The organism is Alteromonas sp. M12 (assembly GCF_037478005.1).
GTDB classification, from domain to species: Bacteria; Pseudomonadota; Gammaproteobacteria; order Enterobacterales; family Alteromonadaceae; genus Aliiglaciecola; species Aliiglaciecola lipolytica_A.
This window is the reverse complement of record NZ_CP144164.1, coordinates 835,353-856,304: the sequence shown is the minus strand read 5'-3', so window position 1 is coordinate 856,304 and position 20,952 is coordinate 835,353. Positions and strand designations below refer to the sequence as shown.

At 41.0% G+C, this 20,952-nt stretch carries 14 protein-coding genes; 6 read left to right on the top strand and 8 right to left on the bottom strand.

Annotated elements, in window-relative coordinates; genetic code table 11:
* Position 1: 1 nt before the first annotated feature.
* Positions 2–3,022: a TonB-dependent receptor gene (locus tag VUI23_RS03610; RefSeq protein WP_342806858.1), complete on the bottom strand. Its 3,021-nt coding sequence runs from the start codon at positions 3,020–3,022 to the stop codon at positions 2–4.
* Positions 3,023–3,436: 414 nt separating this feature from the next.
* On the opposite strand from VUI23_RS03610, the gene udk reads away from it, so the two are divergent.
* From udk to VUI23_RS03595, 3 genes are all read left to right on the top strand, one after another.
* Positions 3,437–4,066: a uridine kinase gene (gene udk, locus VUI23_RS03605; protein WP_342806856.1), complete on the top strand. Its 630-nt coding sequence runs from the start codon at positions 3,437–3,439 to the stop codon at positions 4,064–4,066.
* Between the two features lie 37 nt (positions 4,067–4,103).
* The gene (locus tag VUI23_RS03600) at positions 4,104–5,312 is read left to right on the top strand and encodes a NupC/NupG family nucleoside CNT transporter (RefSeq protein WP_342806854.1); all 1,209 of its coding nucleotides are present in this window, start codon (positions 4,104–4,106) and stop codon (positions 5,310–5,312) included.
* Between the two features lie 74 nt (positions 5,313–5,386).
* Positions 5,387–6,226, top strand: a complete 840-nt coding sequence (locus VUI23_RS03595; RefSeq protein ID WP_342806852.1) for a 2OG-Fe(II) oxygenase family protein — start codon at positions 5,387–5,389, stop codon at positions 6,224–6,226.
* Positions 6,227–6,309: 83 nt separating this feature from the next.
* Here the strand turns inward: VUI23_RS03595 and VUI23_RS03590 are convergent, their stop codons facing one another.
* The gene (locus VUI23_RS03590; protein ID WP_342808240.1) at positions 6,310–7,260 is read right to left on the bottom strand and encodes a M28 family peptidase; all 951 of its coding nucleotides are present in this window, start codon (positions 7,258–7,260) and stop codon (positions 6,310–6,312) included.
* Positions 7,241–8,407, bottom strand: a complete 1,167-nt coding sequence (locus VUI23_RS03585; RefSeq protein ID WP_342806850.1) for a tetratricopeptide repeat protein — start codon at positions 8,405–8,407, stop codon at positions 7,241–7,243. Before VUI23_RS03585 ends, VUI23_RS03590 begins: the two co-directional genes overlap by 20 nt.
* 284 nt (positions 8,408–8,691) lie before the next feature.
* On the opposite strand from VUI23_RS03585, the gene VUI23_RS03580 reads away from it, so the two are divergent.
* Entirely contained in the window at positions 8,692–9,672 is a 981-nt protein-coding gene (locus tag VUI23_RS03580) for a putative sulfate exporter family transporter (protein WP_303500889.1), read from the top strand.
* Positions 9,673–9,861: 189 nt separating this feature from the next.
* Positions 9,862–11,088 (top strand): threonine/serine exporter family protein, encoded by a 1,227-nt coding sequence (locus VUI23_RS03575; RefSeq protein WP_216047600.1) that lies wholly within the window; start codon positions 9,862–9,864, stop codon positions 11,086–11,088.
* A gap of 759 nt (positions 11,089–11,847) precedes the next feature.
* Here the strand turns inward: VUI23_RS03575 and VUI23_RS03570 are convergent.
* The 4 genes from VUI23_RS03570 to VUI23_RS03555 all read right to left on the bottom strand — a co-directional run bounded on the left by VUI23_RS03570 (position 11,848) and on the right by VUI23_RS03555 (position 16,541).
* On the bottom strand, positions 11,848–12,534 hold the full coding sequence (locus VUI23_RS03570) for a 3'-5' exonuclease (RefSeq protein WP_216047602.1): 687 nt from the start codon (positions 12,532–12,534) through the stop codon (positions 11,848–11,850).
* Positions 12,535–12,629: 95 nt separating this feature from the next.
* Complete coding sequence (locus tag VUI23_RS03565; protein ID WP_303500888.1) at positions 12,630–14,459, bottom strand: putative nucleotidyltransferase substrate binding domain-containing protein; 1,830 nt, start codon at positions 14,457–14,459, stop codon at positions 12,630–12,632.
* A 98-nt stretch (positions 14,460–14,557) separates the two neighbouring features.
* The gene (locus tag VUI23_RS03560; RefSeq protein ID WP_342806848.1) at positions 14,558–16,264 is read right to left on the bottom strand and encodes a sodium:solute symporter family protein; all 1,707 of its coding nucleotides are present in this window, start codon (positions 16,262–16,264) and stop codon (positions 14,558–14,560) included.
* 10 nt (positions 16,265–16,274) lie between these two features.
* On the bottom strand, positions 16,275–16,541 hold the full coding sequence (locus VUI23_RS03555) for a DUF4212 domain-containing protein (RefSeq protein WP_216047605.1): 267 nt from the start codon (positions 16,539–16,541) through the stop codon (positions 16,275–16,277).
* Between the two features lie 235 nt (positions 16,542–16,776).
* On the opposite strand from VUI23_RS03555, the gene VUI23_RS03550 reads away from it, so the two are divergent.
* A complete protein-coding gene (locus tag VUI23_RS03550; RefSeq protein WP_342806845.1) occupies positions 16,777–20,199 on the top strand; it encodes a PAS domain-containing hybrid sensor histidine kinase/response regulator in 3,423 nt (1,140 codons plus the stop codon).
* Here the strand turns inward: VUI23_RS03550 and VUI23_RS03545 are convergent.
* A complete protein-coding gene (locus tag VUI23_RS03545) occupies positions 20,174–20,887 on the bottom strand; it encodes a heparan-alpha-glucosaminide N-acetyltransferase (RefSeq protein WP_342806843.1) in 714 nt (237 codons plus the stop codon). The genes VUI23_RS03550 and VUI23_RS03545 overlap by 26 nt on opposite strands.
* Positions 20,888–20,952: the final 65 nt, after the last annotated feature.

The following is a 20,952-nucleotide window of genomic DNA, read 5'->3' as shown; positions in this document are numbered from 1 at the left end:
ATTAGAATTTGTAGCTAATACCTAAGCGCATTTCCCATAAAGAAGCATCACCTTGACGACTTTCTGGTGAAGTATCACCTAGTCGAGCAGTGTTATAGTTAACTTCTTCTAAGATACCCCAATCATCATTTAACATATTGGTAAAGTTATCGATAGTGATACTTACTGAAGCACTGTGATCTTCAGAGAAAGCAGGTATTTCTTGTCTTACAGCAATATCAACTTTAGTCCACCAGCTACTTTCTTCGCTATTACGCTCAACACCAATTGGCAACACACTGTCGCTATCTAGGTATGGAGTGTATCCAAATACGCTATTACCATCAGTACGGGCAAAGCTATAAGGACGACCAGATTGAGTTAACGCATAAACGTTAAAGCGTGTATCTAGTCCAGGGATTAGTTCAACAACATAACTAAAGTCTGCAGTAAGACGGTGCTCAATGTTCCAATCTGATAATGAAGAAACGTCTTCATTAGGATTAGTGAACGCTCTATATTGATAGTTAGAGAAAGCAACCGAACTAGTCATTGGTTGTACATCTTCGGCATGGTTATAAGAATAACCAGCTACCAAACGCATACCATTATCCCACGACTTTTGTAGTGTAGTGGTTAGTGAGTAAGAAGTTGATACTTCGCCAGAATTAGTTAATTCAAGTGAACCATATCCATTGCGGTCATAATCAACATAACCTTCGTCAGTAAAACCTACTTCTTCAATACCTACGTATTTGATCATCGCTTGGTCTTGAGTAAACGACACTAATAAATCTGCATTTAGAATATAGTCAGATTCAGTCACGTGTGTTACACCAGCAGATAATTTCCACTCACTTGGCATGTCAAAATCTGGGTCTAGGTTGTTAGACTCGAAGTTAGAAGCAACACCACTATCCACCAACGCATCTAGTTCAGACGGAACGCCGTAACCAGGGCCTACAGGAGCGCCATCTTCAACATTAACCCAAACAACGTCATCGTCGAACAAGCTACGAGAACCATCGTCGTAACCGAAGTCACCGCCGTCAACTTCACCACCAGCTACGTTAGTACCTGAGTAGTTATTTGACATCCAAACGTTCGGGTTACCACCAGAGAACAAGCCAACACCACCACGTATTTCAGTGCTGTCATTTAGCGTGTAGTTAAGGCCAATACGAGGTTGTAAAAGACTTACGCCATCTAGGTTAGCAGAGTTACTGTAACCATTTTGAGCAAGAAAGTCAGCATTCTCTTCAGGGTGATCAGAAGAAGTGATCCAGTCATAACGTAAACCAGCAATTACTTTCAAATCATCTGTTAAGTAAAACTCGTCTTGAATGTAAGTACTGTGGGCAGTGTATCCCCAGCTTGCAGCGCGGTCGTCAAAATTACCAGAGAAAGCACCACCATATTCAACATCACTTGCGTAACCATTTTCAAAGTCTTCAATGCTATCGAAGGAAAGTGAAGTTTCTGCGTGTTGAACGAAGATGTTAAATACATCTAACTTGTCGCTTTCATAACCGAAAGTTAGCGTGTGACCATTATCGAAGTAGTAATTACCACGGAACATAAGGCTCAACGCATCCCAATCCAAATCATTGGCTTGGCGACTATCATCAGAACCTAGGTAAACAGTAACGTCATCTAAGAAAAGTTTAACTTCACCAAAATCGTTTCCGTACAAAGTACCGTCACCGGTAAGTGAGTTTTGACGATTATCTAAATCTGTATAAGAAACACGTACTTCAGTTGTGAAGTTATCTGTCCAATCTGAATAAAGCACACCTGAGTAAGATGTCATTTCAGCGCCACGCTCATACAAGTGACTTGTTAGTTCGAACTCATCAGAATCGCCATCAGATTCAGAGAAGTTATTACCATCATTGTAATTATAAGTGAATGAAGCACGGTGTTGTTCGTTAATATTCCAGTCTAATTTAATTAGGATTTTTTCATCTTCATTAGCAAGACTTGAAGGAACAGCGCCTGGATCAAACTGATATAAATCATTGGAAATGCGAATGATTTCATCTAGTTGAGTTTGTGTTAGATTAACTTCGTTGATAGCACCTGAATCGATAACACCACGGTCGAATAAGTTAGCACCTTCTAGTTTCTCATATGCAGCAAAGATGAATAAGGTATCTTTGATTAGTGGAGCACCGATGCTAAATCCGTAACGTTTTTCTGAGTAATCACCGATATTAACGTCTTCACCTTCTAAAGAGTCGCCTCTTAGGTCGTTGCTTCCATAATCGTAGAAAGCCGTACCGTGAACTTCGTTAGTACCTGTTTTACTTACAGCACTAATATTACACGCTGAGAAACCACCATAGATTACATCAAAAGGAGCAATTTCTACTGCAACACCTTCAATGGCATCGTAAGAGAAAGGCATTCTTTCAGTTGGGTAACCGTTGGAGTTAAGACCAAACAAGTCATTCATGCGAACACCGTCAACAGTCAAACTGTTAAAGCGAGGGCTTTTACCCACACACTGAATTCCACCGTTACCGCCTTCGTCTACATAAACTCGAGGGTCAATACGAACGATATCAGTGATGTCACGGTTTATAGCTGGTGCATTTTCTAAAGTAGAAAGGTCGAAATTAGCGCCGGGGCCAATTTTACCAAAAGATAGACTGCTAACTTGCGAAGCGGTTACTGCAATACGCTCTACGCTTCCTGCAGAAGCTAACTCGCGATAGATTGATGCAGTTTCACCCAAGTTCAAGTAAACATCATTGATGGTTTGATCAGAGTAAGTATCTGAATCAACTTCAATCGTGTATGGACCACCAACTCTAAGGCCGTCTAGGTTGAAAGTACCTGCAGCGTTAACAGTTGTTGTTTTAACTGCACCTGTAGGTACGTGAGTAACCTTAATTACCGTCCCTTCAGCAGGATTGCCATTTGGCCCTACAATTTGCCCATTCATACCTGAAGAGGTAACTTGAGCCATTGCTGCTGTTGACATGCCAACAGACATAGCCACTGCAATCGCAATACGATTCAGTTTGGTTTTTTTAAACATTGTGTTTTCCTAAGTAGTGTGTGTTCTTTTCTGCCCATCCAGTTTTCATTCACAGTCTTGTTGCGCTGCGTCATGAAACTTTAGATGCTTAAGTTTCAAATCGGGCGTATTGTATCAGGTCAATTATTACACTTTTATGACTAAGGTGTCAGCAATAAAATTTAATTCTAAAATTAACCCCAAAGCCACACCGTTATAACCTTTCATTTACTTTCTTGACCACTTGGTCAATTCAATTTTTAGTAAAAAACAATAAAATCTAGACTAAACAGTCACATACAAATCAGACCGTTTAGTCTAGGACTAATTTATACTTAATTTTTGAACAAATTAGTATAATTTTTTTTATTCAGACTGACTTTTTTTGCGATGACTGGTATCTTTTGCCAAGTTTTTTATTGATTCAGGGTCGAAATGGCTTCTCCACTTATTATCGCGATTGCTGGTGCTTCAGGTTCTGGTAAATCTTTGTTTACAGAAAATCTACTAAATGAATTTGCTCAACAGGGCCGACCTGTGCAAATTTTGCGCGAAGATCACTATTATCGTGCCCAAGATCATTTGCCTATGCATGAACGTGAAAAAAACAATTACGATCATCCAAAAGCATTCGAGCATGAATTGTTGGTTAAGCACTTAAAGGACTTGAAAGAAGGCAAACCCATTGAATACCCAACTTACTGCTACAAAACCCATACTCGACTTAAACAGCGAGAAGTTTTGGAGTCTGCGCCGGTAATTATTGTTGAAGGCATCATGTTATTGGCAAGCCCTGACTTAGAACCTTTATACAATGTGAAGATCTTTGTTGATACGCCACTGGATATTTGCCTTTTACGCAGAATAAAACGCGACATTGCAGAACGGGGCAGAACTTTAGAATCAGTAGCTCACCAGTACGAAAGTACCGTGAAGCCAATGTATCATCAGTTTATTGCACCAAGTAGATTTACCGCTGATGTGATTGTCACCCAAGGTGGTGAAAACTATATTGCGTTGGATGTGATTAAATCACATATTCAACAAGCTTTACTTAATGAATAAAAATCAACTAAAAAAATAATAATAAAAAGGAAATCCCATGATCGGTTTACTTGGAATTGTGGTGCTAATAGCCATAGCGTATGGCTTGTCAGCCCACCGTAAAAGCATCAACTGGCGAACAGTTGGCGGAGCTTTTTTTATACAAGCAACTGTAGGGGCTTTGATTCTTTACGTTCCTGCGGGCAAAGACGCGCTGCTCAAAATGTCTGCCGGCGTGCAGTGGGTTTTGGATATGGGTCAAGCAGGTATTGATTTTATATTTGGTCCTTTGGGTAATAAGTCACTAGGATTTATTTTTGCCTTTAACGTATTACCTGCAATTGTGTTCTTTTCTTCGTTGATCGCGGTTCTGTATTACATCGGTGTAATGCAATGGGTTATTCGGTTAATAGGTGGATTTTTACAGTTCTTCTTAAAAACCAGTCGCCCAGAATCTATGTCCGCAGCGGCTAATATTTTTGTCGGTCAGACAGAAGCCCCTCTTGTGGTAAAACCTTTTATTCCACAAATGACCAGTTCAGAACTGTTCGCAATTATGGTTGGTGGTTTGGCGTCCATTGCCGGTGCGGTAATGGTAGGTTATGCCCAGTTAGGTGTAGATATTAAGTTTTTGTTAGCGGCAAGCTTTATGGCCGCGCCCGGTGGTTTACTGATGGCGAAAATTATTTTGCCAGAAACAGAAACCTACAAAAATGAATTAGATGAATTGCAAAAAGATGACGACAGCTACGCCAATGTTTTTGATGCAGCCGCAACGGGGGCCGCTTCAGGTCTGCAGTTGGCCTTAAACGTTGGGGCGATGTTGTTGGCCTTCATTGCCTTGATTGCCATCTTAAATGGTTTAATTGGTGGCATCGGCGGCTGGTTTGGACAAGGTGAGCTAAGCTTACAAGTGATATTAGGATATTTATTCCAACCCTTAGCATGGGTATTAGGTGTGCCATGGGATGAAGCCAATTTGGCAGGCAGTTTTATTGGTCAAAAAATGGTAGTAAATGAATTCATTGCCTATTTGGACTTCATTAAATATCAAGCAGAGTTATCAGTGAAATCTCAAGCGATTATTACCTTTGCGCTTTGTGGATTCGCCAATTTTTCTTCCATTGCTATATTAATGGGTGGCATAGGAGCACTTGCTCCTACACGACGTAAAGAAATTGCGCGTTTAGGATTAAAAGCAGTGATAGCGGCAACCTTATCTAACTTAATGAGTGCCGCGTTAGCAGGTCTGTTTGTTACTTTATAGGTAAATTGCTCGCCAGTACAATATACAAAATTTGCAGCAATACATTGATTTTGCTGTAATTCACAGGAAATATTATGAAATTAGAAGCAGTAGATTATACAACGCCAGGGGCAGATAAATTATTTGTCGAGTCGTTACATAAAACGGGATTCGGAGTCTTAAAAAATCATCCAATATCGAAATCATCGGTGTCGTCGATTTACAAAAATTGGCAAGCATGGTTTGATTCCGAAGATAAACAGAGCTTTTTGTTCGATAAAGAAACTCAAGATGGTTTTTTCCCTACCAGCGTATCTGAAACAGCTAAAGGGTTTAAGAAAAAAGATATTAAAGAGTATTTCCATTATTACCCTTGGGGAAAATGCCCTGCGGAATTAAAACAAGAAGCAGCGGCCTATTATCAGGCAGCCATGAATTTAGCAGCTGAATTACTCACTTGGGTTGAAAAATACTCTCCTGCTGATGTAGCAAAACTATACAGTCAACCACTTAGCAATATGATAAAAGACAGTGAGCAAACCTTACTTAGAATTTTACATTATCCGCCACTTACAGGTGACGAAGAAGCCGATGCTATCCGCGCAGCTGCCCATGAAGACATTAATCTATTGACCATTTTGCCTGCTGCGAATGAGCCGGGTTTACAAGTGAAAGGCACTGGCGATGAATGGATTGATGTGCCCAGTGATTTTGGCAACCTGATCATCAACATTGGCGATATGTTGCAAGAAGCCTCTGGTGGTTATTTTCCTTCTACTACCCACAGAGTAGTTAACCCTGCGGGCGCAGATATGACTAAATCTCGTATCTCTTTGCCACTATTTTTACACCCTCGTCCCGATGTGGTTTTATCAGAACGTCACACCGCGGATAGCTATTTGAAAGAACGTTTACGTGAGCTTGGCGTAGCCTAAAATAAATTTCATAGTCTGTCGCGAAGCAGCTAAATATCGGCACTTTTTCTTTTCAGGTTAAGTGCCTTTTTTTGCGCCGTTTTCTATTCTGGTAATTTATCCATTAACCTCAAGATGTTAAAACTCGTCTCTACAGCAGCTTGAAAAAATTCAGGATCAACGGTTTCTACCGTGTCTTTTTCAGTATGATAAAAAGCGTGCTCGCTCACACCTACGAACAAATAGGGAATGTCTACTTTACCAAACGAAGCATGGTCGCTGGCTTTGCGCCAATCTGAACCCATTGCCATTGAATAGCCTCGTTGGTTTCTTCTGTGTTGATTAACTAAGCACAACCCTGCCTCATCAATTGCTTGGGCTACAACCTTCTTAAATGGTGAATGATATCGTGCACCAGAAACGTACAATCGATTTTTGCCTTGATTCTGCGAGAGCATATCTAAATTAAGGTTGTACTTAATTTGGCGCAGTTCAACGGGCGGATTTTGTACGAATGCTTTAGAGCCATATAGGCCTTTTTCTTCGGCATCGGTGGCCAGAAAAATGATCGAATATTCAGATCCTTGCTTAGCAATTTTGTCTGCTATCGCCAACATTGCCGAAACGCCAGAAGCGTTGTCATCAGCACCATTAAAAACTTTTGTGCCGCGCGTTCCAATGTGATCATAATGCGCACTTATGACAATGAATTGTTGCGGATGAGTTCTGCCCATAAGGTAGCCGCCGATATTCACACCATCAATGTGTGAGAAAGTTGTTTCATAGCGAAAAGGCAGTCGATATTTTTGATCCTCTGAAAAAGATTTCAATCCTATTTCAGAGAATCGATTGACTAAAAACTGTTGAGCGAGTTTAGAACCAGAGGACTGATTTTTACGTCCTTGCATTTCATCTGATGCTAAGTAGCTAAAGTCCTTCCATAAACGCTCGCCATCGATATTATGGGTTAACTCAAATTGGTTGCAATCTGCGTAACTAATCAATGGCCATAGCAAGCTCAAGCTTGCAATTAACTTAGTGTTTTTTACTATCATCACGGCTGAGTAAATCCAATTTCCCTTGGTAACGTTCTTGGTCTTGATGACTACGTGCGCGGTCTTTAGCTTTTTTAAAATACAATTGACTGCGACGTACATCCCCTAGTTCATAATAGGCTTTTGCCAATCCGAAATAAATTTCGTGTTTACTTCTATCTAATCTCAAGGCATCTCTATAATGTTTTAAAGCCAACTCAAATTCACCATTTTCAAATGATTGTTCACCTTGAATAAAATGATGAAAAGGATTATCACTTCTCACTCTTTCGATGCGATTCACAATTGCAGACGCTTTTTCCGAGCGGCCGGTAACTTCATATAAAAAGGCTAAATTTTCCCAACCAGTTAGGTTGTCTTCATCTAATTGAAGAGCATACAGATAAACGCTCTCGGCAGATTCATAATCGCCCACTAGACGATAGAGAATACCAAGGTTTATCCATGTAGATATAAAGTTGGGAGATAAAATGGCGGCTTTTTTGAAATACGCATATGCTTTTGTATAAGATTCGGAAAGCAACGCATCTGCGCCTTTATTGTTGTAAAACATCGAAGTCACAGATTGTTTAGTGACTACCTGTTTCGGAAAACTTTTTTGTGGATTTTGCGGGTCAAAATCCACTTGTAGGCCGGTATTAATTAGATGAATTACGCCAGGTTCACGAGGCATGATCATTAAGTTAATGTGGCCATTTAGTAAGCTATACCCAGCTCTTCTGGTCCAATATTCTGGAATTTGAACATCTTGAAAACGTACCGAGAACCCAGCTTCTTTTGCTAATGCATAAGTCATAATAGACATCGAAAGACAATTAGCAGCGCGGCGCTGGAAGGTTTCTTTGGCCACGGTATTGGCACTTCCCATATACAACAAATTAAACTCTGAGCGGTCAAATATCAGGCGCACCAAGGTTTCCATTCTATCAACAGGATCTTTAACAATTGCAACCTGCTTTTGAATAAAATCTTTGGCCTCTTTGTCTAGTGCAAAAATCTCCTCTTCACTTTCAATTTTTATTTCTTGATAATCTGGAAACGCATTATCATTCAATAAATGGCGAGACTCGATAACCATCTGATTGGTGGTAGTTTGACAACCAGTCATAACAATTAATGTGGTACATAATATTAAAAAAAGTTTCATAAATAACTCCAAAAACTTACTTTAACCATAGTACAAAAATCGATTTTAGCCACATTTTTCATCCCCAATAAATGGCCATTCACCCCACCCTAACATGCCCAAAAAACAACTTTTCATAGATATTCTTAACATCCAAAATGTGAACCTATCGATACGCTATTACTACAATTCGATGGCTTTAAACGTCCAAAAAATGCTATCTTATGGTGCTAATCGTTAGTCGCAACTCTCACTAATTAGAAGTAGTTTATTTTGATCTCAAATAACCAACTAACCCCCTTCTTATGTACAAACTAAAAGCCTTGATACCAGGTGTGATGCTGGCCACAATAGTTGGTTTAGCCGCACTATTTTTAAGCGAACATTATGGTGCCCCCTCAATGTTATTTGCGTTGCTGTTAGGGATTGCATTGTCATTCCTATATGAGGAATCTCAATGCAAAGCAGGCATTGAGTTTACTGCCACCCATATATTGCGATTTGGCGTCGCTATGCTTGGGTTTCGCATCGCTTTTGGCGATCTAGTGGCATTAGGCTGGAAAACTGCGTTATTGTTAATTGTCGCGATTGTAACGACCATTTTAATCGGCACGGTTTTAGCCCGATTATTGGGTATGCAAAAACGTTTTGGAGTGTTAACAGGCGGTGCCGTAGGTATTTGTGGTGCGTCAGCAGCCATGGCCATCGCCGCTGTACTACCAGACAGCAAACACAAAGATCGTGATACTTTATTGACCATAATTGGTGTCACTGCGCTGTCTACACTTTCGATGATTCTCTACCCTATTATTGCCTCGCAATTTAATTTAGATCAGATACAAACCGGTATTTTTTTAGGCGCTACCATTCATGATGTGGCCCAGGTAGTTGGAGCGGGATATTCGGTGTCTGAACAAAGCGGTGACCTGGCCACGCTAACAAAACTAGTACGAGTCGCATTTTTGATGCCTGTGGTAATTGCTATTCTGCTGGTTTTAAAATTAAGACTTAAACGTGTTGGTACCAATAAAGCACCTGGAATTCCCGGTTTTCTGATTATTTTTGTTGTACTGATGATCATCAATAGCGTGTTTTCAATCCCCTCTGCTGTCACAGAATCGGCGTCTCATATTTCACGCTTTGCATTAGTCGTTTCTATCGCTGCAATTGGAATGAAATCCAATTTAAAACAATTAGTTGAAGTAGGAACTAAACCTATCTTATTACTCATAATGGAAACCATTTGGATTGCCAGCTTGATCTTAATTTGCCTACCTATCCTGTAAGCTAAGTTGACTAGTTATGCATTAGTTTTTTTTATCCGAAGAGTACAATAAATGTCCATTGCGTTGGAACTTTGTAGGCTCTACAATTTGCGAATTAGTTAAGCATAGCCTAACAAAAGTTAGTTATGATATTGATTCAATTGAGTATTTTTAGAATACTCGTAACCTAAAGGTTTAAGTGGCAAAGCAGTGGACAAGTCGGAATTTATCCAGATACGCAGATTTATACTCAAATTAGGCAAAATGTTGCATAAATATGGCTCGCCTTCGTTTCGACTTGAAGCGTATTTGAGTGAAGTTGCTGCGCACTTAGGTGTAAACGCTTCGTTTATATCTACCCCGACTTCATTGTCAATAGTGTTGTGGAGCGACCGACACGAAGAAGAATATAACCACGCCGCGCGAATTGATCCCGGTGAATTGGATATGAATTCGTTATCACTGACAGATGAACTAGCTTATCAATTATTAAAAGGTGAAATTAACCTGCAAGATGCGGACAAACGTTTGGATCAAATTGATACTATGCAAAGCCCCTACAACAAAACGCTTACAGGGGTAGCTTTTGGTACTTCAACCAGTGCCTTTGCTATGCTAATGGGGGCTGGTTGGCCGGAAATTTTATGGTCTGGTGTATTGGGTGTGATTGTCTATTTCTGGACACTTTGGGCACTACGCTCAAAACGCGTCAACCTAATGTTAGAGTCAGTGGCGTCTTTTACGGTTGGTTTTTCCGCCTGTGCAATTAATTATTATTTTGAGTCAGGGTTCAATATATGGCTGATAATTTTGTCGTCGCTGATTATTTTAGTTCCAGGACTGTCCTTAACTATTGGACTTGCAGAATTATCCTCGCGTAACTTAGTTTCTGGGACCGCAAGAGTGATGGATGCGATTATGCAATTATTCAAATTGTATTTCGGCGCATTTATCGGTATCACCCTTGGTTACCAGCTCTTTGGTCAACAAGAATTGCAAGTTGCCGATACCTTACCCTTTTGGGTTAACTGGTTAGGGGTGCTGCTGCTAAGCATAGGTCTGGTAGCGATATTTCGCACCCGCTTGAAGCATGTACCTTGGGCTATTGTATCGACGTTTATCGCATACGGCGCTTCCACATGGAGCTCTGCCTATTTAGAGAATGGATTAGGTGCATTCGTCGGCGCATTTGCTTTAGGGGTCTTTTCAAACTTATTTTCCAGAGTCATGAATGCGCCTTCGACTATTGTTGCTATGCATGGTTTGATTGTGTTGGTACCTGGTTCAAAAACGTATATAGGTTTGAACTCCTTTATTTCCGGACAGGACTTTATTAAGGCAGATCATATCGGTCAGGAAACATTTTTAATTTTAATGTCGTTAGTGGCAGGATTAATTTTTGCCAACGTCGTCATGCCCACCAAAAAAGCCCTGTAGGCGGCTGCTTTAGCCTCGCAATGTGCTTGAGATATTCCATGGCCTAAAGGCAATGCTACGTTATTGGATTTGTAGGCGGCTGTTTTAGCCTCGTAATGTGTTTGAGATATTCCATGGCCTAAAGGCCATGCTACGTTGTTGGATTTGTAGGCGGGTGCTTTAGCCCCGCAATGTGCTTGAGATATTCCATGGCCTAAAGGCCATGCTACGTTATTGGATTTGTAGGCGGGTGCTTTAGCCCCGCAATGTGTTTGAGATATTCCATGGCCTAAAGGCAATGCTACGTTGTTGGATTTGTAGGCGGCTGCTTTAGCCCCGCAATGTGTTTGAGATATTCCATGGCCTAAAGGCCATGCTACGTTGTTGGATTTGTAGGCGGGTGCTTTAGCCATGCAATGTGCTTGAGATATTCCATGGCCTAAAGGCAATGCTACGTTATTGGATTTGTAGGCGGCTGTTTTAGCCTCGTAATGTGCTTGAGATATTCCATGGCCTAAAGGCCATGCTACGTTATTGGATTTGTAGGTGGCTGCTTTAGCCCTGCAATGTGTATGAGATATTCCATGGCCTAAAGGCCATGCTACGTTATTGGATTTGTAGGCGGGTGCTTTAGCCCCGCAATGTGTTTGAGATATTCCATGGCCTAAAGGCCATGCTACGTTGTTGGATTTGTAGGCGGCTGCTTTAGCCCTGCAATGTGTATGAGATATTTCATGGCCTAAAGGCCATGCTACGTTGTTGGATTTGTAGGCGGGTGCTTTAGCCCCGCGCTGTGGATGAGGTCGCTTTAAACACTTTCAAAGCACCTGTTCCGGTTAGGGCTGATAAGGGTTCTTTGCCTTTACGATCTAGCTGACTTAACTGTGCAAACAACAATTCCATGGTCGCCACTGCATCATCTAACGCATTATGCGCCGGAGCTAAAGGTAAATTATGCCGCTGTCGACATGATGTCAGTGTCGCAGCATTAGGCGCTGGCACGTGATTGGATTTACGTATTTGATAGAGGGCTATTTGCAATGTATCCAAGGTAACGATTGCCGGTAACGGGATTCCTAGTTTTGCAAAAACCTTGTTCAGCACTGACATATCTAAATTAGTATTATGAAACACCCACACATGGGATTGGGCATAATGTTTTAGTTTCTCAAGTACAACTTTTACTGGCTCACCTTGGGCAATATGTTCATCCAACAAACCATGAATAACAGGACTTTGATTCAAAGAAGCTTTTGTGGCAATCACTTTGTAATAACAACTGCGTAATGCAATGCTACTTTTTTTCCCTTCCACCCAGCCAACCGACAATATATTGGACTCTTTTGCGTCAAGTGAGGTGAGCTCTAAATCAATCGACAAAAATGGAATTTGTTGCCAAGGCACATGTCGAAAATGTTCTGGAATAGTTGATTTGGGTACGAACCAATTTTTCAGTGTTTGCCACATTGATTACTAATCCTATTTTGTCGACTGTTTAGCCATGCTCAACAGTATTTTTTATTATTCAACGCTTTTCTTTAACCTAAACCGCAGCGTGTCCATTAACCACCAGCAAATTTCATTGAAACACCTTGCTGACTTCTCTTAATGGTTTTAAACGCGGCTTTTAATTGGTGACGTTGAATAGATGATAAGTCACTTATGGAGACATAATTATTCGTCACGCTATTTTGTAACTGGTGACGCCATCGCAACCGATTCAGAAACAACCAAATATCTCGTAAGTCATTGCCATCACTTTCAGTGAGTTGCGAACCTTCTTTTAGGTTATCTAGCCTTCCTAAAGTGGATGGCATTTCTAATCCTTTTGCTAACGCATAGATTCGCACTAGGTTATTAATGATAGCAATGGCATGCACTTTTAAGTCTATGCAATCTTCAGGTTGATGACCTTTTTGGAACACAAATTTTTGAAACACGGATAAGGGCACAGCAACTTCTGCTGCATGTCGCGCCAAAGCAGACAGAAATAATGGCTGTTTTAACAAGGGTTTTCGGGCCGCTTGAAGCGCTGCAAACAAGTCTTTATTGCCCGCAACAGCGCGCACATCTAAAAAGATATTAAAATGTAAAATGGCCTCTAAAGTAGGTTGATTCACCCACTTTTCAGATTCTATCACGGCATCTTCGACACTCATCCGCAACTCTGAATTAGATGCCATAATGTTACCATCGCAGAGTTTAATGCCACATTTGCCTAAACCTTCACACACATATTGTGACATCTGCGCAAAGTACTCATCTTCCTGAGGATTAGGTCGTCGCTCCAACAATAACCCATTGTCTTGATCTGACCCCATATTTTGGTCTTCACGAGCTTGAGAGCCATAAACCAGCCAGCAAAAATCAAATGGCGGGTTACCATTTTGTTGTTGGTAAAAGGTCAGTAACTTTCGAGTCATAATATCAGTGGCTTGAGACAGCACTTTGCCAGCCACATCAAAATCACCTAAGCGTTTAGCATGTTTGGCAAAATAATGCGGCAATTGCCAACTAAGACGAGTGAGTTCGTAGAGATTTTTGGCCTTTGCCAATTCATCAATTAAAAATAAGATGTTGCCTCGTTGATGACGAATCATATCGCTGGAAGTTAACATTCCTAACGGAATGTGAGTTATCCTATCAACAACCGGAAGATGATGAATATTGTGCTCAGTCATCATGCATAAAGCATCAAAAAGAGTTCTGTTTTCAGTGATCTTGAAAGGCTCTTTAGTCATAACCTCAGACACTGGTAAGTGAACACTTACCTCCTTTGAAACAACCCTATTCCTAATGTCTCTATCAGTTAAAATGCCAACTAACTTGTCACCCTCGGTGATCAATAATGAAGAAATACTGGCTTCAGACATTTGTTGCGTCGCAATTAAAATAGAGGTATCTGTATCACTACTGATTACGCGCTCAGAGATGACTTCGCTAATAGGTTTATACAACCACATAGATTTAGAATCTGACACGGCATCATTATAAAGTTGGTCTGAATGATAAGTTTCAAAGAACTTAGCCACCGCCGGATTTTCATTACATAAAATATCAAACTGTTCGGCCGGAAAGCAGTAAAGTAAACCCGCACTATCAACTTTGATATCAATAGCATGGTGCAACTTATTAAGTAAATTCCCAACCCCAAAAAAGTCACCTTCACTTAAATTTTGCTCAACCTCGTTGGAGTCTTTAACGGTAAATTGGCCGCTACTAATTAAAAACAGATTATTATCTCTGTCCGTCAATATTTGCTTGGCATTTTCCTGGGTCAAATAAGCAACGGTAATATGCTTTGCCAATGCAGTGATCTTCTCAGCGGGTAGCTGGTCAAAAGGAGCAGAAGCTTTTAAGAAGTCCAGCGATTGTTGAGGAATGCTAGTCACTTTACTCTCCAATTTTAGGTTTAATTTACTGTTAAATTTAAAATAAAAAAGCCCGATTTCAATCGGGCTTAATTCATCTTGAGTTTTACCCGTCTCACTTAGTGAGCAGAAGCTTCTCCTGATCCTTTCGGATAACGAATATCTTCTACTAGTTGCTGAATCTCTTCTGGCGAATCGCCAGTGAATTTCAATACAACTAATGCCACAGCGAAGTTAACTAACATACCTATAGTACCGATTCCTTCTGGTGAGATTTTAAATAACCAATTCTCAGGTACATTTGCCGCTGGGTTTACAAATTTAAAGTAGATAATGTAAGCAGTAGTGAATGTGATACCTGCCAACATACCTGCAATTGCGCCCTTGTCGTTCATTCGCTTCATGAATATTCCCATAATAATAGCAGGGAAGAAGGACGAAGCTGCAAGACCGAACGCGAAGGCGACCACCTGTGCTACGAATCCGGGTGGGTTAATCCCGAAGTATCCAGCAATACATATGGCTACACCTGCTGCTAAGCGTGCATAAAACAGTTCTTTTCTATCGGTAATATCCGGCATCAAGTTTCGTTTCAATAAATCATGGGAAACTGAGGTCGAGATTACCAAAAGCAGACCTGCTGAAGTCGAAAGTGCTGCGGCTACACCACCTGCGGCAACCAAAGCAATTACCCATGCAGGAAGGTTTGCAATTTCTGGATTAGCCATAACCATGATGTCACGGTCCACGTCCATTTCATTGCGTTCATCACCTGAGTAAAACATTTTACCGTCGTTGTTTTTATCATCCCAAACTATCAAACCCGTTTTTTCCCAGTTAGTAATCCAACTAGGGGCTTCACTATAGTTAGTGCCCATTTGATCAGTACCGTTAATGGTTTCGATCATATTGACTCGACCAAAGGATGCTAAAGAAGGAGCGGTAGTATAAAGAATTGCGATAAAAGCCAATGCCCAACCAGCACTGTAACGAGCATCACGAACTTTAGGAACGGTAAAGAAACGAACAATAACGTGCGGTAATCCAGCTGTACCGACCATTAACGCGGCAGTGATACAGAATACATCAATCATACTTTTGGTACCCGATGTATACTCGTTGAACCCTAACTCTAGGGAGAGTCCATCGAGTTTGTCTAGCATATACACCCCCGAACCATCAGCGAGTGTCGCTCCAAATCCTGTTTGCGGTAAAATGTGACCTGTTACTATCATTGAAATAAAGATGGTAGGTACAAGATATGCAAAGATGAGTACACAATACTGTGCGACTTGAGTATAGGTAATGCCTTTCATACCACCTAATACGGTATAGAAGAATACGATTGCCATTCCAATAATTACACCAGAAACAATATCCACTTCAAGGAAGCGACTGAATACCACCCCAACACCACGCATCTGTCCAGCTACGTAAGTGAAACAAACAAAGATGGCACAGATTACCGCTACCGTTCTAGCCGTTTGAGAGTAGTATCTGTCTCCGATAAAATCTGGCACCGTAAATTTGCCGAACTTACGCAAATAGGGTGCAAGACAAAGGGCAAGTAGTACGTAACCACCAGTCCACCCGAGTAAGTAAACTGCACCGTCATATCCCATAAATGAGATCAAACCGGCCATTGATATAAACGAAGCGGCTGACATCCAATCGGCGGCTGTAGCCATACCGTTAGCAATGGGATGTACCCCGCCTCCAGCAACATAAAATTCATTGGTTGAGCCAGCTCTAGCCCATACTGCGATGCCGATATAAAGTAAAAATGAAGCACCGACTATGATAAAAGTTAAAATTTGTACGTCCATCTGAGCTCTCCTACTCTTCGTCTACGCCGTAGCGTTTATCTAAAATATTCATTTGACGAACGTAGACAAAAATCAACGCCACAAATACGTAAATAGCACCTTGCTGTGCGAACCAGAAACCAAGTTTGAAGCCGAAAAATCTCACTTCATTTAGTACATCAACTAGCAGAATGCCGAATCCAAACGATACAACAAACCATACAATCAGCAGTTTTAACATTAACGAGAGGTTATCTCGCCAATAGGCTTTTTTATCTTCTTCTGTTTTAAACGCCATGCTCGTTTCCTCATGCTTTTAGTCTGGCAATTAACCTTGGAATGGCACATACGCAAAAACTGGTGCCGACCAAAGCCTTGAATTTTTTAAATCAGAATGACTGCCATTCCGAACGTTTTCTAATCTATCCATGTATTACTAGTAGTGAAATGAGACTATGGTCGTAGTACAACAATTAATTTTTCAAAAGTGTGCTAAATTACTAATATCGATAGTGTTTTAGGTACAGAATTAAATGACATTGGGTTGGGTTTTATTAGCCTTAATTTATCTAACTGGGTTATTTTGGATAGCTCGTTGGGGAGATAGAAACACACCTTTGGCCCGAGCGATCACTTCGCATCCAATAGTGTATTCTTTGGCTTTGGCAATTTATTGTTCAGCTTGGACATTCTTTGGCATGGTGGGAGAAGCATCTCGTAATCAATGGCAATATATTGCGATTTTGCTAGGACCAATACTGGTTTATCTTTTTGGTTATCGCTTTATTTATAAGTTAATTTTGGTTAGTAAAAGACAAAATATTACGACCATTGCTGACTTTATTTCCTCCCGTTACGGCAAGCGTCAAACTGTCGCCTTGTTAGTCACCTTTATCGCGCTTTTAGCAACCATTCCCTATATGGCTTTACAACTCAAAGCCATTGGCTCTGCGTTTCAATTAATTACCGAACAAGAACACAGTGAAGTGATTGTGTTAATTGCCTCTGTTTTCATTGCATTTTTTGCAATTTATTTTGGAACTCAACACTCTGATGTGACTGAGTATCGACGGGGCTTAATGCTAGCGATTGCTTTCGAATCCAGTGTTAAACTCATCGCATTAATCGTGGTGGCTTCTTTGGCTTATTTCTGGGCGGTCGCCGACAAACCCCAAGAATTTGGTGACGCACTGTCAAAATTTAACTCCACCGCGCAGTTCTATACCCTGCCATTTTTTGCTCAAACACTCATGTCTGCCGCCGCCATTATTTGTTTACCCAGACAATTTCATGTGGCAGTAGTGGACAATTTAAAGTTATCGCACCTTAAAACCGCACGAGTTTTATTCCCACTGTACTTAGCCTTAACCGCGGCTGTTATCCCTATCATTGCAGCAGCAGGACAAACCCTCATAGGAGCACAAGAACCCGATACTTATGTATTAAGTTTAGCCATATTGTCGGACTCTTTATTGGTTAAAATTCTGGTCTTCACAGGTGGATTATCCGCCGCAATGGCAATGATCATTATTGCCACTTTGACGTTAAGTACTATGGTGACCAATGACGTAATTTTGCCTAAAATGCTGTCTCGCCAAAACCACAACGCGCCACAGTTTAATTACGCTAAGACCATCTTATTAGTCAGACGGTTAGTGATCGCAACCTTGATCGGCCTTGCCTACTTTTACCATCAACAAATGACCGGGAGCCGTTCACTCCTCTCAATTGGCTTAGTGGCGTTCTCATTAGTCGTGCAACTATTACCCGCTATTTTAGGTGGACTGTACTGGAAAAAAGGTCACGCCCATGGCGTTTACGCCGGTTTGCTGGCCGGTTTTATAACTTGGGTAATGTGGCTTATGTTCCCCATGTTAAACGAAGTCAACACCACCCAACTGCAATCAGAAGTGATTAGTGTGGCAGCGATGGTCAGTTTGTTAGCCAACACAAGTTGTTATTTGCTGTTTTCTCACTTCGCTCAAGATAGATTGGTCGATCGAATTCAATCGCAAGCCTTTGTTTCCCCCAGAGAAGAAATCATTGAAGAGACCAAAAAACAGCGCAAAACCGCCACTATTGGTGACCTGTCCACTTTATTGTCGACTTTTCTTGGTGAGTCCAGAGTAGAAATCTTAATGGAGGATTTTGAGAATCGTTCCAAAATAAAGCTACAAGACCACCAATCTCCAGATCATGAATTTCTAGAATATTGTGAACGAGCACTTGGTGGTGCCTTAGGTGCATCAAGTGCCAAAGCCCTCATCGATAGTGCCCTGGGCGGTAAAAAGTTAGATTTTGAAGAAGTGGTTAATTTTTTCGATGACACAACCCAAGCAATTCAATTCAACACCACCGCTTTATTCACCTCAATTGAAAGTTTGGATCAAGGTATAAGTGTTATCGATAAAAATCTCAATATGGTTGCTTGGAATCGGCGCTATCTTGAACTATTTAATTACCCCGCGGACCTTGTCAATGTTGGCACCCCCATCGAAGATTTAGTGCGTTATAACGCGCAGCGAGGTGAATGCGGAGTAGGTGAAGTTGATGCACTAGTGCAAAAGCGAGTAGCTCACTTAAAAGCTGGTCATCCTCATAAATTTATTCGTCAACGCAGCGACGGTAGAATGATTGAAATGGTGGGAAACCCTCTTCCTGGCGGCGGATTTGTTACCAGTTTCAACGATATTACCGCCCATATTGAGATTCAAAAAGCGTTGGAAGAATCAAAAATAAACTTAGAGCGTCGAATTGAGAAAAGAGGCGAAGAAGTCCAAGCAATTAATGCCGAACTGCGCAGTGAAATAGAACGAAGAGCGCAATTAGAAGAGGATTTAGTACAAGCGCGAAAAGCAGCAGAAGATGCCAATGCTAGTAAAACCCGTTTTCTCGCCTTGGCTAGCCATGATGTATTGCAACCCTTAAACGCCGCGAAGTTATATTTGTCAGCCTTGGGTGAAATTGATGTGGACATTGAAGCCAAAGAAATTTTGCAAAAACTTAGTGATAGTGTGAACTCCAGCGAAACCCTAATTGCTACTTTGTTAGATATAGCTAGGCTCGATCAAGGTGAAATGAAATTAACCCTAGAAGATGTACTACTGCCTAAGTTATTGAGTTCATTGATAGACGAGTTCGCCATGAAGGCCGAGCAAAAAGGGTTGCAACTGCGCACTCAAATTCCACCCTATTGGGTCAATACTGATAAAACTCACCTGTATCGAATTGTACAAAACTTGCTTTCAAATGCAGTGAAATATACTAAAAAAGGCAAAGTACTGTTAAGTGCCAGAAAACGAAATGGACGTATTTTAATTCAAGTTTGGGATACCGGAATTGGCATTTCTGCGTCAGAACAAAATAGAATTTTTAACGACTTTTATCGGGTCGATGGAAGCCCTCAGCACGGCGTTGGCTTAGGTTTAGGGGTGGTATCCAGAATGTCCAGTAAATTGGCCATTGATGTAAGTGTTCGTTCTACACCGAATAAGGGAAGTTGTTTTAGCTTTGATATTCCGCAAGGTCAATCACATTCACAACAACCGGAAAACACGTCGACCAACAATACGGGTTTGAAGGATATGCAAGTCTTGTGCATTGATGATAAAGACGAAAACCTAGATGCCATGCAAACCGTATTGAACAAATGGCAAGTAAATGTCATCACGGCATTAGATCTTACACAAGCGATAACCCACTTAAACTCGCGTATACCAGATGTCATACTGGTTGATTATCACTTAGCAAATAATGCAAATGGTATCGATGTTATTGCCGCACTTCGTAGCCAATACGGAGAGAATTTGCATGCTGTACTAGTGACCGCAAATCAACAGACGGAAATAATAGATTTATGTAAAAAACAAAATATTAGTTATTTAAGTAAACCCGTTAAACCTGCGAAATTACGGGCTTTATTGAATAGCTTTAGGCTTGCCAGAACACCCCAATAAGGCCAAATATTGCAAACATAATTGGCTGATGAATAAGGTAGATAATGAGGCTGTGTTTACTGGCAAATAAGACGATTTTACTGCGCGCAAATCTGTGCGCAGGATCGTTTAAGAACCACTGTTGATAACATAACCAAATACCAATAAACACCACGCCCGTCCAAGGGAACAATCCTACGTAGTCGTTCGTGTAGCCCGGCAGTAAGTGACGTATCGGCTGAAATGGCCAAATACTGCTTACCCAACCTAAGTTGAATGCCGCTATTATGATGACTCCAGCGAAAAGAGCGGCGTAGGGAAACCGAGCAAGAGGTACGCAGATTACACTGGCTATGGCGATGAAATGTAACACACCAAAAAAGATCCAATTATTTGGTGCCATTATTAACGATGAGATAGTAACTGCAGCAGAAGCTAGAAGTAGCTGGATAAATCGCTTAATAAAGTGCTTCTGTTTAAAACCAGAACCATGCACAGCCGCTAAAGAAAAGCCCACACATAAGAAAAACAAGGTCAATATGACATAACGAAATTCACGCCAGCCGTGGCCATCAGGGATAGTTGAAGGTACCCAACCAAAGAATTTAAGATCATAGATAAAGTGGAAGATAACCATCAAGACAATGGCAAAAAAGCGCATTAAATCAACAGTATAAATGCGTTTTGAAACAGGTTTAGCAGACATCATTACACTCAAAAACAGTAAGTCGGTCTATTGTAGTAGCATTTAGCTAAAATTTCGCGATTAATCCT